The 12,778-nt window shown below is 70.2% G+C and carries 16 protein-coding genes; 8 read left to right on the top strand and 8 right to left on the bottom strand.

What is annotated here, in order from left to right:
* Positions 1–214: 214 nt before the first annotated feature.
* Entirely contained in the window at positions 215–385 is a 171-nt protein-coding gene (locus ABZ646_RS10975; protein ID WP_360515892.1) for a hypothetical protein, read from the top strand.
* Between the two features lie 293 nt (positions 386–678).
* Complete coding sequence (locus ABZ646_RS10970; protein ID WP_360515886.1) at positions 679–2,469, top strand: ABC transporter ATP-binding protein; 1,791 nt, start codon at positions 679–681, stop codon at positions 2,467–2,469.
* Here the strand turns inward: ABZ646_RS10970 and ABZ646_RS10965 are convergent, their stop codons facing one another.
* Complete coding sequence (locus tag ABZ646_RS10965; protein ID WP_360515883.1) at positions 2,470–3,216, bottom strand: PH domain-containing protein; 747 nt, start codon at positions 3,214–3,216, stop codon at positions 2,470–2,472.
* Positions 3,217–3,393: 177 nt separating this feature from the next.
* On the opposite strand from ABZ646_RS10965, the gene ABZ646_RS10960 reads away from it, so the two are divergent.
* The 3 genes from ABZ646_RS10960 (at position 3,394) to ABZ646_RS10950 (ending at position 4,765) form a co-directional block, all read left to right on the top strand.
* Positions 3,394–3,978 carry a Uma2 family endonuclease gene (locus ABZ646_RS10960; RefSeq protein ID WP_360515880.1) on the top strand — a complete coding sequence of 195 codons (585 nt, stop codon included), beginning with the start codon at positions 3,394–3,396 and terminating at the stop codon, positions 3,976–3,978.
* 104 nt (positions 3,979–4,082) lie between these two features.
* The gene (locus ABZ646_RS10955; protein ID WP_360515877.1) at positions 4,083–4,370 is read left to right on the top strand and encodes a hypothetical protein; all 288 of its coding nucleotides are present in this window, start codon (positions 4,083–4,085) and stop codon (positions 4,368–4,370) included.
* Complete coding sequence (locus tag ABZ646_RS10950; RefSeq protein ID WP_360515874.1) at positions 4,367–4,765, top strand: hypothetical protein; 399 nt, start codon at positions 4,367–4,369, stop codon at positions 4,763–4,765. Before ABZ646_RS10955 ends, ABZ646_RS10950 begins: the two co-directional genes overlap by 4 nt.
* A 14-nt stretch (positions 4,766–4,779) precedes the next feature.
* Here the strand turns inward: ABZ646_RS10950 and ABZ646_RS10945 are convergent, their stop codons facing one another.
* Positions 4,780–5,013, bottom strand: a complete 234-nt coding sequence (locus ABZ646_RS10945) for a hypothetical protein (RefSeq protein ID WP_360515871.1) — start codon at positions 5,011–5,013, stop codon at positions 4,780–4,782.
* Positions 5,014–5,075: 62 nt separating this feature from the next.
* Here ABZ646_RS10945 and ABZ646_RS10940 point away from each other — a divergent pair, with 62 nt between their 5' ends.
* The gene (locus ABZ646_RS10940) at positions 5,076–5,729 is read left to right on the top strand and encodes a Scr1 family TA system antitoxin-like transcriptional regulator (RefSeq protein WP_360515868.1); all 654 of its coding nucleotides are present in this window, start codon (positions 5,076–5,078) and stop codon (positions 5,727–5,729) included.
* Here ABZ646_RS10940 and ABZ646_RS10935 read toward each other — a convergent pair.
* The 6 genes from ABZ646_RS10935 to ABZ646_RS10910 all read right to left on the bottom strand — a co-directional run bounded on the left by ABZ646_RS10935 (position 5,691) and on the right by ABZ646_RS10910 (position 11,448).
* Positions 5,691–7,115, bottom strand: a complete 1,425-nt coding sequence (locus tag ABZ646_RS10935; protein ID WP_360515865.1) for a HAMP domain-containing sensor histidine kinase — start codon at positions 7,113–7,115, stop codon at positions 5,691–5,693. The two genes, ABZ646_RS10940 and ABZ646_RS10935, sit on opposite strands and share 39 nt — an antisense overlap.
* Positions 7,112–7,846 (bottom strand): response regulator transcription factor, encoded by a 735-nt coding sequence (locus ABZ646_RS10930; RefSeq protein WP_360515862.1) that lies wholly within the window; start codon positions 7,844–7,846, stop codon positions 7,112–7,114. Before ABZ646_RS10930 ends, ABZ646_RS10935 begins: the two co-directional genes overlap by 4 nt.
* A 120-nt stretch (positions 7,847–7,966) precedes the next feature.
* Entirely contained in the window at positions 7,967–8,197 is a 231-nt protein-coding gene (locus tag ABZ646_RS10925) for a hypothetical protein (RefSeq protein ID WP_360515859.1), read from the bottom strand.
* A 42-nt stretch (positions 8,198–8,239) separates the two neighbouring features.
* Positions 8,240–9,349 carry a trypsin-like peptidase domain-containing protein gene (locus ABZ646_RS10920; RefSeq protein ID WP_360515856.1) on the bottom strand — a complete coding sequence of 370 codons (1,110 nt, stop codon included), beginning with the start codon at positions 9,347–9,349 and terminating at the stop codon, positions 8,240–8,242.
* Between the two features lie 180 nt (positions 9,350–9,529).
* Positions 9,530–10,552: a LacI family DNA-binding transcriptional regulator gene (locus ABZ646_RS10915; RefSeq protein WP_360515853.1), complete on the bottom strand. Its 1,023-nt coding sequence runs from the start codon at positions 10,550–10,552 to the stop codon at positions 9,530–9,532.
* Between the two features lie 107 nt (positions 10,553–10,659).
* Positions 10,660–11,448 carry a response regulator transcription factor gene (locus ABZ646_RS10910; protein WP_360515850.1) on the bottom strand — a complete coding sequence of 263 codons (789 nt, stop codon included), beginning with the start codon at positions 11,446–11,448 and terminating at the stop codon, positions 10,660–10,662.
* Positions 11,449–11,626: 178 nt separating this feature from the next.
* Here ABZ646_RS10910 and ABZ646_RS10905 point away from each other — a divergent pair, with 178 nt between their 5' ends.
* Positions 11,627–12,463 carry an alpha/beta fold hydrolase gene (locus ABZ646_RS10905; protein WP_360515847.1) on the top strand — a complete coding sequence of 279 codons (837 nt, stop codon included), beginning with the start codon at positions 11,627–11,629 and terminating at the stop codon, positions 12,461–12,463.
* A 54-nt stretch (positions 12,464–12,517) separates the two neighbouring features.
* On the top strand, positions 12,518–12,772 hold the full coding sequence (locus ABZ646_RS10900) for a MoaD/ThiS family protein (RefSeq protein ID WP_360515844.1): 255 nt from the start codon (positions 12,518–12,520) through the stop codon (positions 12,770–12,772).
* Positions 12,773–12,778 lie beyond the last annotated feature (6 nt).

The following is a 12,778-nucleotide window of genomic DNA, read 5'->3' as shown; positions in this document are numbered from 1 at the left end:
GCCCTGATTCCGTACGCGCAGGTCTCCAGCACCGTTCCCAGCCCGTCCCGGCCGACGTCCCGGACGTACGCGTACCGGGCCCTTTCTGCTGGATAAAACCTATGTGAAGCAACCTTCGGTTCCAAATTGCTCCTGAAAATTCAACTCAGCCGCAATTCATCGAGGTCTCATTGAGAATGGCTTTCTCGGGCCTTCGGGTCACGTAATGTCTTCCATGTCGAAAGCGAACGGCGCGGACGACAGAACGAACGGATCGAAGGGGAAGAACATGAGTTTTCACAAGATTGTCCCGGTCAAGAAGCACCACAAGCCTGCCCCGGCCCCGAAGAAGCCCGCGCCGAAGGAGCCGGCTCCGAAGCGCCGCCCCATCGGCGACGAGCGCTGACAAAGAATTCACAGAAGTAATTCACATCAATTCACAGCAGATCTTTTCACAGCAGAGAGGTACGTCACCATGAGCTTCCGCAAGATCGCCCCGGTCAAGAAGCACCACAAGCCCGCCCCGGCCCCGAAGAGGCCCGCGCCGAAGAAGCCGGCTCCGAAGCGCCGCCCCGTGGACCACGGCTGAGGCAGCGCACGGCGAGGCGGGGGCACCGGTCAGGCGTGGTCGCGACCGGTGGCCCCGCCTCGCCCGTGTCCACCCCACCGAACCCGTCACTCCGAAGGGAGTTGCCGACCATGAGAGAGGCCCGGGCCGCCTTCCGCCGCTTCTGGCCGCTGACCCGCGGCGACCGCAGGTGGCTCTGGACGATCATCGCGTGCGTGGTGGTGTCCGCGCTCGCCGAGACCGCCGCGATCCTGCTCTTCGCGGACCTCACCGACAACGCCCTGAAGGCCGGTTCGCTGTCCGCCTTCTGGGGCCCGGCCGGCGCCTGGCTGCTGGTCGCCGCGGTCGGCGCGTTCGTCGGCTACCTCGGCAACTCGCTGGCCGCCTGGACCGCCGAGAGATTCGTGCTGCGCCTGCGCGCCAAGGTCTTCCGGCACGTCCAGGACCTGCCCCCGCACTTCTTCCAGCGGCACCGCCAGGGCGACCTGGTGGAACGCCTCACCGGTGACGTCGAGGCCATCGAGCAGATGGTCGTCTCCGGTGTCGTCGGCACCGTCGCCGCCGCGTTCTCCGCCGTCTTCTACGCGACCGCCGCCTGCTGGCTGCGCTGGGACCTGGCGTTGGCCACCTTCGTCCTCGCGCCCCTCTTCCTGCTGGCCGCCCGCCGCTTCTCCGGCCGGATCAGGACCGCCGCCCAGGACGAGCGGGTCGCCGACGGCGCGATCACCTCCGTGGTCGAGGAGTCCCTCGGCAACGTCGTCCTCACCCAGGCCTACAACCGCCGCCGGGACGAGGAGCAGCGCCTCGACGCCGAGGCCCGCGCGTGGATGCGGGCGAGCGTGCGCGGCGCCCGCCTCAGCGAGATGTACGCCCAGTTCGTCGAGGTCGTCGAGACCCTCTGCGTGCTCGCCGTCATCGGCCTGGGCGTCTGGGAGATCTCCGCCGACCGCATGACCCTCGGTCAGCTCCTCGCCTTCGCCGCCTTCCTCGGCTACCTCTACCCGCCGGTCCGCAACCTGGGCCAGCTCGGCCTCACCCTCACTGCGGCCACCGCGGGCGCCGAACGCATCGGCGAGATCCTGGACGCCGAACCCGCCGTCACCGACCCCGCCGAACCCGTCGGCCCCTGGCCGGTCCGCGGCTGGGTCAGCTTCCACCACGTCTCCTTCCGCTACCCGGAGTCCCCCCGCGCCTCCCTCCGCGACGTCGACCTCACGGCCGGGCCCGGCGAACTGATCCTGGTCACCGGCAGGAGCGGCGCAGGCAAGTCCACCCTCGCCAAGCTCCTCACCCGCTTCTACGACCCCTCGGCCGGCGTGATCTGCCTGGACGGCGTCCCGCTCACCGACGTACCCCTGGAGTTCCTCCGCGAGAACGTCGCCCTGCTCCCGCAGCAGACGCTCATCCTCAACGGCACGGTCCGCGAGAACATCGCGTGCGGCCGCCCCGGCGCGACGGACGAGGAGATCGAGCAGGCCGCACGGGACGCCGCAGCCCACGACTTCATCGGCACCCTCCCCCAGGGCTACGACACCCCCATCGCCCCCGGCACGGCCGCCCTCTCCGGCGGCCAGCTCCAGCGGATCGCCATCGCCCGCGCGATGCTGCGCGCCGCCCCGGTCCTCGTCCTGGACGAGCCGACGGCGGGCCTGGACGCGATCGCCGCCCGCCAGGTCGTCGCCCCCCTGCGCAGACTGATGGCGGGCCGTACGACCATCATGATCACGCACGACCTCACCCTCGCCCCCGACGCCGACCGCATCCTGGTCGTGGACCGGGGCCGCCTGGTGGAGACGGGCACCCACGCCGAACTCCTCGCCCACGGCGGCGCGTACGCGGACCTCGCCCACCCGCTCCCGGAGACGATCGCGGCGGACGCGGCGGCACCGGCCCCGGACGAGACGATGATCCTTCGGTGGTAGCTACGGCTGCGGGGTGAGGGAGCGCGGCGGGCGGACGCCCCAGTACCACTGGAGTACGGCACCGAGCGCGACGCCGGCGGCCAACGGCACGCACACGATCAGCAGGAACGGATGGTCCGGCCGCCCGGTGACGACCAGCCCGAAGCTGACCACCAGCATGACGAGCATCGACCCGAGCGCCCCGTACGTCCCCCACAGCCACGCCCTGCGGCGCACGGCCCCCCGCCGGATCCGTTCCTCGACGTCCGGGCGCGGCTCCCAGGTGTAGCTGCGCAGCGGTGCGGCGGCCAGGCACAGCTCGGCGACCTCGGCGTAGGGGTCGTCCACCTGCCAGTCGTTGAGCTGCCACAGCAGGAAGCGGCGGCCCTGGACGTCGTACAGGTAGGTGAGCCACTGGGGCGCCGCCCGCCCGGAACCGCGCGGGGCCTGCTCGACCCGGATGTCGTATATCTCGGACCAGGCCCAGGTCCGCGCACGCACCGGCCCCTGTGCGGTGATGCCGGCCGTGGTGACCCTGGTGTGCGCCCGGAACTGCTCCAACGCGACCCGCGCGACCGCCAGGACCAGCAGCACCGCGAAGACCGGCGGCCCCCACCTCCCGCCTGCGCCTCCGTCTCCGCCCCGGTCACCGGAGACCCGGCTGATCTGGATGAACGCGTTCATCACCAGCAGCCCCGGCAGCACGAGATACGCCAGGGGTGGCCTGCGCCGCCTCCGGTACTCCCGCCCCACTCCACCCTCGTCCACGAACCGTGCCCCTCCCCGGGCGCACCGAACGGGTGCGCGACTGGGGAGAGGGTAAGCCCACGCTGTTTGTGCCCCAGGCACGGCCCCGCCCACACTTGAGGAAGAGGTGCCACCTTGACCGCTCTCGCACATGAGAGGCCCGAGACCATGTCCGAGGCTTCGGCTGACATTGTGAACGTGCCCGACCTGGACGAGGTCCTGTGGCAGGCATGGAAGGCCATGGAACTCCCCGAGGGCTACCGCGCCGAGATCATCGAGGGAGCCATCGAGGTGTCGCCCACCGGCCGTCTGGCCCATGCCCAGATCACGAACCGCCTGCGGAGGGCGCTGGACAAGTTTCTGGACGGCGGCGAGCATGCATGCCACCAGGACACCAACGTCATCCACAAGCGCAAGGGCTGGATCCCGGACGCGTTCGTCGCTCCCGAAGACCAGGAGTCGCACGGAGACGAGGAAGGGCTGGGGGTGGCTGCATCCGCCGTCGTCCTCATCGCCGAGGTCGTCTCGCCCGGCAAGCGCAACCAGGACCGAGACCGTGTCCGCAAGCGCCGCGAGTACGCCCGCGCCGGTGTCCCCGTCTACGTGATCATCGACGACTACGACAGCCACGGCACTGTCACCGTCCTCACCGAACCCGAGCCCGACAAGGCCGACTGGATGGGAGTCCACCGTGTCCCCTACGGCACCGAGATCACCATCCCGGAAGGCCCCGCCAAGGGCTTCGTGATCGGGGAGGCGATCACGGGACCGAAGCGCGGGTGAATGCGCGTTTGTCACGAAGGCCAACGTCGAGGCGGTGTGAACACCGTCGGGTGGAGCTGCTTCATATTGAGCCGGATTCGCCGTGGCCAGATTATGGTGGTGGTATGGCAGACAACACGACCATCCAGGTGTCCCGACAGGCCCGAGACCACCTTGCCCAGGTCGCCAAGGAGCGGGGTCTCACACTGGGGCAGCTCGTCGAGGATCTTGCGGCACAGCAGCTCACGGCCGCGCAGATCGCCGAACGGGTGGCGGCCACCCGTCAGGTTCTGCGCGAGCGGATGGGCTGCACCCTCAGCGACGAGGAGTTCGACCAGGGGCCGGACGTGCTGGCCAACATCTATGCGATGGCCACCGAGAAGATGCATGCGCAGCGGGGCATGGCTGCGTGATCATCCTCGACACGACCGGTGTCCTCGCGATGACGCGAGGGCACCGGGCCCTCCATCTTCTGGCCGACAACGTCGCCAACACGCCCGGAGACTGGCTGCATATCCCCGCGCTGTGCCTCATGCACGCCGAAGCCAAGGAGAAGGGGGCGGCCAGCGACGTTCTCCGTCTCGCAGGTGTCATGGTCGACCCGCTCAGTCAGGCAGCGGCTGCCACGGTCGGTGCGATGTACCGCGAGGGGTGGGGCGGCCCCGATGTCTGCCATGCCCTCTACGTCGCTGAACCGCACCTGGAGACTGGCGGCATGTCGATCATCCTGACCGGCCAGGAGGACGACTACCCGCCCGGCATTCTCACGGTCGATATCGACTCCCCGGGAATGCTCGGCTTCCACTGAGCCTCCGGCGGTCCTCACCCGTCACGCTCCAACAGGCGCCCACCCCGGCTGACCGCGATGCGGATCACGTCCTCCAGGGATTCGGTGGCCCTCGTCAGGGCGGACCGTACGGCGAACTCCCCCGCCTTCTCGTCGGCGAGAACGGCCCGGGCCCCGGCCAGTACGTCCTTGCCCGAGGCGAGTTGAGCCACCTCGACGCTGAGGTAGCAGGGGTGGCCGTCGAGGCTGGTCCAGGGGAGAAGGCGCATACCGCAGTCCTTTGGAGTGGGGGGATCACTGTTCGTGCCGCAACGGGGAGGGGAGGGGTGACGTGGGCGAACAGGGTGAGGCAGGGCCGGTCTCCGGGCGGGCCGTGCTGGGCCAGACCCTGCGGGTGCTGCGGGACAAGGCCGGGAAGTCGCTGGGGCAGTTGGCTGCCGAGACGGGGTACGACAAGAGCTACCTGAGCCGGCTGGAGTCCGGGGAGCGGCTGTCCAAGGTGACGGTCATGGATGACTTGGACGGGTACTACGGCACCGGTGACCTGTTGGTCAGCCATTGGAAGGTGGCTCGACTGGACGCCTTCAAGGACCAGTACAAGGAGTACATGGGGTTGGAGGCGACGGCCCGGGTCATCTGGGTGTTCTCGCCGGGAATTCCCGGCCTTCTCCAGACGGAGGACTTCGCTCGTGAGGTGTTGTCCGGGGCGCTGACAACGGCAGACGGAGACGAGTCGGTCGAGGAGCAGGTAGCTGCCCGGCTCGGTCGCCGGTACCTGCTGAGACAGAAGCCGCAACCCGAAGTCCGCGTCATCGTGGACGAGTTCGCCTTCCGACGTCCTGCCGCGCAAGGCCGGACCTGGCAGGGTTGCAGTACGTGTTCGTACCCCGGATTGCAGACCCCCAGATCATCGTGGAAGAGCTCTTCTGGAGGGGAGTCGAACCGCCTACGGAGTCTCCGGCGGAGCCGTAGGCGCCCCCGGTAGGCGTACCGTCGCGACCGTGCCGCCGCCGTTGGCGCGGGCCAGGGTGACGTCGCCGCCGGCCTGTTGGACCGTGCGGGCCACGATGGAGAGGCCGAGGCCGGAGCCGGGGAGGGCGCGGGCCGACGGGGAGCGCCAGAAGCGGTCGAAGACGTGGGGGAGTTCGTCCTCCGCGATGCCGGGGCCGTGGTCGCGGACCGTGAGGACGCCCCGGTCCAGGGTCACGTCGATGGCGCCGCCCTCGGGGCTGAACTTCACCGCGTTGTCGAGGATGTTGACGATCGCCCGTTCCAGGGCGGAGGGTTCCGCGCGGACGAACCAGGGCTGGACGTCCGCCGTGATCGTCAGTTCCGGGCCGCGCAGGCGTGCGCGCCGCAGGGCCGCCTCCACCGTGTCCTGAAGCGCCACGATCTGCACGCGTTCACCGCGCTGGCCCTCGGAGCGGGACAGCTCCTGGAGGTCGCCGATCAGCGAGGCCAGCTCGGTCATCTGGGCCTTCACCGAGGCGAGCAGGGCCTTGCGGTCGGCGGGCGGGAGCGGGCGGCCGGTCTCCTCGCTGCGGGTGAGCAGTTCGATGTTCGTGCGGAGCGAGGTGAGGGGGGTGCGGAGTTCGTGGCCGGCGTCGGCGATGAGCTGCTGCTGGAGCTCGCGGGAGCTGGCCAGGGACGTGGTCATGCTGTTGAAGGAGCGGGAGAGCCGGGCGATCTCGTCGTCCGAGTCCTCCTCCACGGGGATGCGGACGCTGAGATCCTCGGTACGGGCCACGTGCTCGACGGCTTCCGTGAGCTTGTCGACGGGCCGCAGCCCAGCACGGGCGACAGCCAGACCCGCGGCCCCGGCACCGAGCACTCCTATACCGGAGACGAGGAGGAGGATCAGGGCGAGGTCGCTCAGGGTGTTCTGGGTGTTCTTCAGGGGGAGGGCGGTGACCAGTCCGACGTAGGAGCCGGTGTCGGTGGGGAACACCTGGGTCATCACCCGTACCGCGTCGCCGTCCTTGTCGGTGCCGTTGCGGAAGTAGAGCGTGTTGGTGTCCCCGTTTTTGATGACGTTCAGGTCGTCATGGGTGACCTTGACCTCGTCCGTGGAGCCGGGCATCAGGCAGATCTGCCCGCTCACCGTGACTGCTTGGCCGTAGTTGCTCCGGTAGTTGGTGTTCCCCCGGGGTGCCTCGGAGCAGTCGGCGAGAGCGGCACTGATGGCCGCGTACACCGGCCCGTGCTGCTGCTTCTCCAAGTCGTTCCTGAGCTGGTCGTACAGCTTCCCCTGGACGATGAACCAGCACGTCACCGATACCGCCGCCACCGCGAACGCCACCGCTGCCGCGACCAGCATCGACAGGCGGGCGCGGATCGGGAGGGTGCGGAAGCGGCGGGCGAGGGTGCTCACTCGGCGCCGCCCTGGCGCAGTACGTACCCGACGCCGCGCACGGTGTGGACGAGGCGGGGCTCGCTGCCCGCCTCGGTCTTGCGGCGGAGGTACATGACGTACACGTCGAGAGAGTTGGAGGAGGGCTCGAAGTCGAAGCCCCAGACGGCCTTCAGGATCTGCTCGCGGGTGAGGACCTGGCGCGGGTGTGCCATGAACATCTCCAGGAGGGTGAACTCGGTGCGGGTCAGTTCCACCTGGCGCCCGCCCCGCGTCACCTCCCGGGTGGCGAGGTCCATGCGCAGGTCGCCGAAGGTGAGCGCCTCGTCCTCCTGGGCCGCTTCGGACACGGAGGCCGCGTAGGAGCTGCGGCGCAGGAGCGCTCGGATGCGGGCGAAGAGTTCGTCCAGTTCGAAGGGCTTGACCAGGTAGTCGTCGGCCCCCGCGTCGAGCCCGGTGACCCGGTCGCCGACCGTGTCGCGGGCCGTCAGCATCAGGATGGGGGTGGTGTCGCCCGCCCCGCGGATCCGGCGGGCCGCGGTCATGCCGTCCATCCGCGGCATCTGGATGTCGAGGACGATCAGGTCCGGCTGGTAGGCCGTGGCCTTCTCCAGGGCGTCCGCGCCGTCGACCGCGACCTCGGTCTCGTAGCCCTCGAAGGCGAGGCTGCGCTGGAGCGCTTCGCGTACGGCCGGCTCGTCGTCGACGATCAGGATGCGCTGGGGGTCACGGTCGCCTTCGGCGGGGCTCATCGCTCGCGTTTCCTCGGGGTGCGGTGGGTCTTGGTCGGGACGTCTCTCAGCCTCGCATGTCTACGGGCCGCCGGGTAAGCACGCCGGGGCGCGCCCGGTGCGTGGCCGGTGCGCGGTGGCTCAGCCGCGGACCAGGGTCATGCGGCTCAGCGGCACCTTGCGCTGGTGCGGCCGGGCGGCGGAGGTGCGCAGCCCCATCAGCTGCGGGGCCGGTACCAGCTCCGGGGCGCGGGGGGCCGGGGGCGCCGGGGTGGTCTCGGCCGGTGCGTGGAGTTCGTACGCCACCGCGAGGGCCAGTCCGAGGTCGGCGGGGTGGTTGCCGGTCACCTGGTGCGAAACCTGCTTGATCATGACGTACTCCCTACTGTGCGACTACGTGCGCGTGCCGGTGGTTCAGCTGGTGGATCCGGACCGCAGCTTGGCCAGGTCGGCCTTCACGGTGTTGATCGGGATGGCGAAGCCGAGGCCGACGTTGCCCGCGTCCGAGGAGGACGAGGAGGCGCCCGAACTGGCCGAGTACATCGCCGAGTTGATGCCGATGATGTTGCCGCCGGCGTCGATGAGGGCGCCGCCGGAGTTGCCCGGGTTGAGGGACGCGTCGGTCTGGATCGCCTTGTAGGTCGTGGTGGACGAACCGGTGTCGCCGTTGAACTGCTGTCCTCCGAAGGAGAACGGCCACCGGCCGTCGCCGCCGCCCTGGCTCTGCTGGTCCTGGCCCTCGTCGGTGGAGACGGTGACGTCCCGGTTGAGCGCGGAGACGATGCCGCTGGTGACGGTGCCGCTGAGGCCCTCGGGGGAGCCGATCGCCACGACCGTGTCGCCGACCTGGACGCCGTCGGAGTTGCCGAGGGTGGCGACCTTGAGCCCGGAGGCGCCCTGGAGCTTGATGAGCGCGAGGTCCTTGGCGCTGTCGGTGCCGACGACCCTGGCGGTGTACGACTTGCCGGTGCTGGTCGTCACCTTTATGGACTGGGCGCCGGAGATCACGTGGTTGTTGGTGACGATCTCGCCGTCACTGGTGATGATCACACCGGAGCCGGTGGAGGTGCCGTTGCTGAGGGTCGCGGTGATCTCCACGACGGCCGGGCTGACGGCGGCGGCGATCGCGGCGACGTCGCCCTTCTTGCTGGAGGGGACCACGTTCGTGGTCGTGCTGCTGGAGACGACCTCGTTCTTGCCGGTCAGCTCCTGGAAACCGTACGCCGTGGCGCCGCCGACCGCCGCGGCGACGATCGCGACCGCCGCGAGGAGGGCCATCGGGCCGCGGGCCCGCTTCTTCTTGCCGTGGGCCGAGTGCTCGGCGCCGTCGGGCTGCGCCGGGAACTCCGCGGTGACCGGCTCCGCGGGCTGGGTCGGCCGGTGGGTGGGCGGGGGCGGCCACTCCGGGTTCACGGGGGTGGGAGCGGAAGCGTGCTGCTGCTGGGGGTACGCGCCCTGGTAGGCGTCACCCTGGGGACCCTGCGGGTTCTCGTACTCGCCGCTGCGGCGGAAGCTCTCGGTCATGACTAGAAGCTTGTCCCGCAACCATGAGAGCTTCCTGAGTGCCCGCTGAGAACGCCGCGAGAACCTCGTTTGCCCGATATAAGGAACCTTCTCGCAGGTCGAGGGAGGTTCTCATGGGCCGTTCATGAAGGGTGGTGCTGTGTGGGTGCGACCAGCCCCCACACACCCGCGGCCGAAGAGCTACCCGCACCCGCAGGACCCGCGTACCACCAGTCGCGACGGGAACGTCTTCAGGCGCTCCCGCCTCGACCCCGCCACCCGCAACCCGTCGTCCAGCACCAGGTCCACCGCCGCGCGCGCCATCGCCGGCCGGTCGGAGGCGATCGTGGTCAGCGGCGGGTCCGCCAGCCCCGCCTCCTTGATGTCGTCGAAGCCGGCCACCGCCAGCTCCCCCGGCACGTCGATCCGCAGCTCCCGTGCCGCCCGCAGCACGCCGAGCGCCTGGTCGTCGGTGGAGCAGAAGACCGCCGGGGGGCGGTGGGGGCCGGAGAGGAGGTCCAGGGCGACCCGGTACGCGTCGTACCGGTTGTACGGCGCCTCGAACAGCCGCCCCTCCGTGGGCAGCCCCGCCTCGGCCATCGCCCGCTTCCAGCCCTCGACGTGGTCGGAGACCGGGTCGCCGACGGCCGGGGTCTCGGCCGTACCGCCCATACAGGCCACGTACTCGTACCCGTGTTCCAGCAGGTGCCGCACCGCGAGCTGGGCGCCGCCGAGGTCGTCCGTCACCACGGCCACGTCGTCGATCGCCTCCGGCCGCTCGTGCAGCAGCACCACCCGGGCGTCCCAGGCGTCGATCTCGGCCGCGGCCTGGTCGTTCAAAGCGTGGGAGACGAGGATGAGGCCGGAGACCCGCATCCCGAGGAACGCGCGCAGGTAGTGGACCTCGCGCTCGGCGACGTAGTCGGTGTTGCCGACCAGCACCATTTTTCCGCGCTCGGACGCGGCCTGCTCCACCGCGTGCGCCATCTCGCCGAAGAACGGCTGGCGGGCGTCCGGGATGATCAGGCCTATGAGGTCGGTGCGCCGCGAGGCCATCGCCTGGGCGACCCGGTCGGGCCGGTACCCCAGTTCCTTGATCGCGGCGAGGACACGCTCGCGCGTGGCCGGGGCGACCGGCCGGGGTCCGTTGTTGATGACATAGCTGACCACGGCGGTGGACGTCCCCGCCAGCCGCGCCACATCATCCCGAGTCACCTTGGCCACGCGCGGAGTCTACGCGGATGGATCCGCGCTGGGCAGGGCGTATCGAGGCTTGGCTTGCGGGAGCAATGCCCCGTCCGGGCGACGGCACGCCTCGCCCGGACGGTCGACTACGCCTCCGCGGGCACCTCGACCGTGCCCAGGTCCGCCGATGCGTCCGCATCCGCCGCCTTTGCGCGGTCGGCCCGCGCCTCCCGCGCCTTGGCCTCGTCACCGCTCCGCTCGCCCTTCTCGGGCGTAACGAATCGATAACCGACGTTCCGGACGGTGCCGATCAGGGACTCGTGCTCGACGCCGAGTTTGGCGCGCAGCCGTCGTACGTGCACGTCGACGGTCCGGGTGCCGCCGAAGTAGTCGTACCCCCACACCTCCTGGAGCAGCTGTGCACGAGTGAACACCCGGCCCGGGTGCTGGGCCAGGTACTTGAGCAGCTCGAACTCCTTGAAGGTGAGGTCGAGGACCCGGCCCTTGAGCTTCGCGCTGTAGGTCGCCTCGTCGACCGAGAGGTCGCCGTTGCGGATCTCCATGGGGGAGTCGTCGGCGACGATCTGCTGACGGCCCATGGCGAGCCGCAGTCGCGCCTCGACCTCGGCGGGGCCCGCGGTGTCGAGGAGCACGTCGTCGATGCCCCAGTCGGCGGTGACGGCGGCGAGGCCGCCCTCGGTGACGACCAGGACCAGTGGACAGCCGGGGCCGGTGGACCGCAGCAGCTGGCAGAGGCTGCGCACCTGCGGCAGGTCGCGGCGACCGTCGATCAGGATGACGTCGGCGCCCGGGGTGTCGACGAGGGCGGGGCCTTCGGCCGGAGCGACCCGCACGTTGTGCAGGAGCAGGCCGAGAGCCGGCAGCACCTCCGTCGACGGCTGGAGGGCGTTGGTCAGGAGCAGCAGAGAACTCATATGTCTGGTTCCTCCTCGGTCCCTGCGAGGACTGTGTGCAATGACACTGCGCTGCGCTCCCGAGCCTCTGTACGTCCGCGGTCACCTTGAGTTTTCCGCTTCGTATACAGCGCTTCCGAAAGCACAAAAGGACCCGGTGGCGGCGTCGCCCGAGTCCTCTGCCAGCAGAATAGCCCACATGAGCAACGGTCCGGCAGGTCATGTGGGCAGTTCCACCGTTCGTCCGCACTACGAGACGAGCAGAAGCACCCCTATCCGGACGTTTCTGCGCACCACAGACGGGATTGCGATCGATTCCGTATACGATCCCGCCTCCTTCGTATACGACAGCTCCCGGCCATCCTCCCGTGACCTCGTGTTCGTCATGGCCCACGGTTTCACGGGAGACGTGGACCGGCCACACGTACGACGGGTGGTGGCCGCGCTCGCCGGTCACGGCGCCGTGGTCAGCTTCTCCTTCCGGGGGCACGGCCGCTCCGGCGGCCGCACCACCGTCGGCGACCGCGAGGTCCTCGACCTGGACGCGGCGGTGGCCTGGGCGCGCGGCTTCGGGCACGCGCGCGTGGTGACCGTCGGCTTCTCCATGGGCGGCTCGGTGGTGCTGCGGCACGCGGCACTGTACGGCGGGGTGGACGCGGTGGTCTCGGTGTCGTCCCCGGCCCGCTGGTACTACCGGGGCACCGCCCCCATGCGCCGCCTGCACTGGCTGGTCACCCGCCCCGAGGGCCGGCTGGTCGGCCGCTACGGCTTCCGCACCCGCATCCACCACCGCGACTGGGACCCGGTGCCGCTGTCCCCGGTGGAGGCGGTGCCGAAGATCGCCCCCACCCCGCTGCTGGTCGTGCACGGCGACAGCGACGGCTACTTCCCCGTCGACCACCCGCAGATGCTGGCCGCGGCCGCGGACGGCGCCGCCGACCTGTGGCTGGAGCCCGGCATGGGCCACGCCGAACACGCCGCCGACGACCGCCTGCTGGCCAGGATCGGCGACTGGGCGGCCGCGCGGGCGGGCTAGCCTGACCCTGTACACAGCCGAACCCGAGTACACAGCCGAATCCGAAGGAATCCGATGCCCAAGGTCACGGTGCGCTACTGGGCCGCCGCGAAGGCCGCCGCAGGTGTCGCCGAGGAGCCGTACGACGCGGACACCCTCGCCGCGGCGCTGGACGCGGTGCGCACGCGACACCCCGGGGAGCTCACGCGGGTCCTGCGGCGATGCTCCTTCCTCATCGACGGTGACCCCGTGGGCATGCGCGAGCATGAGACGGTACGGCTGGCCGAGGGCGGCACGGTCGAGGTGCTCCCGCCGTTCGCAGGAGGGTGAGCGAGA

Origin of the sequence: Streptomyces sp. NPDC007162 (assembly GCF_040634175.1) — a bacterium.
GTDB lineage: Bacteria > Actinomycetota > Actinomycetes > Streptomycetales > Streptomycetaceae > Streptomyces.
This window is presented reverse-complemented; position numbering and strand designations above follow the sequence as displayed.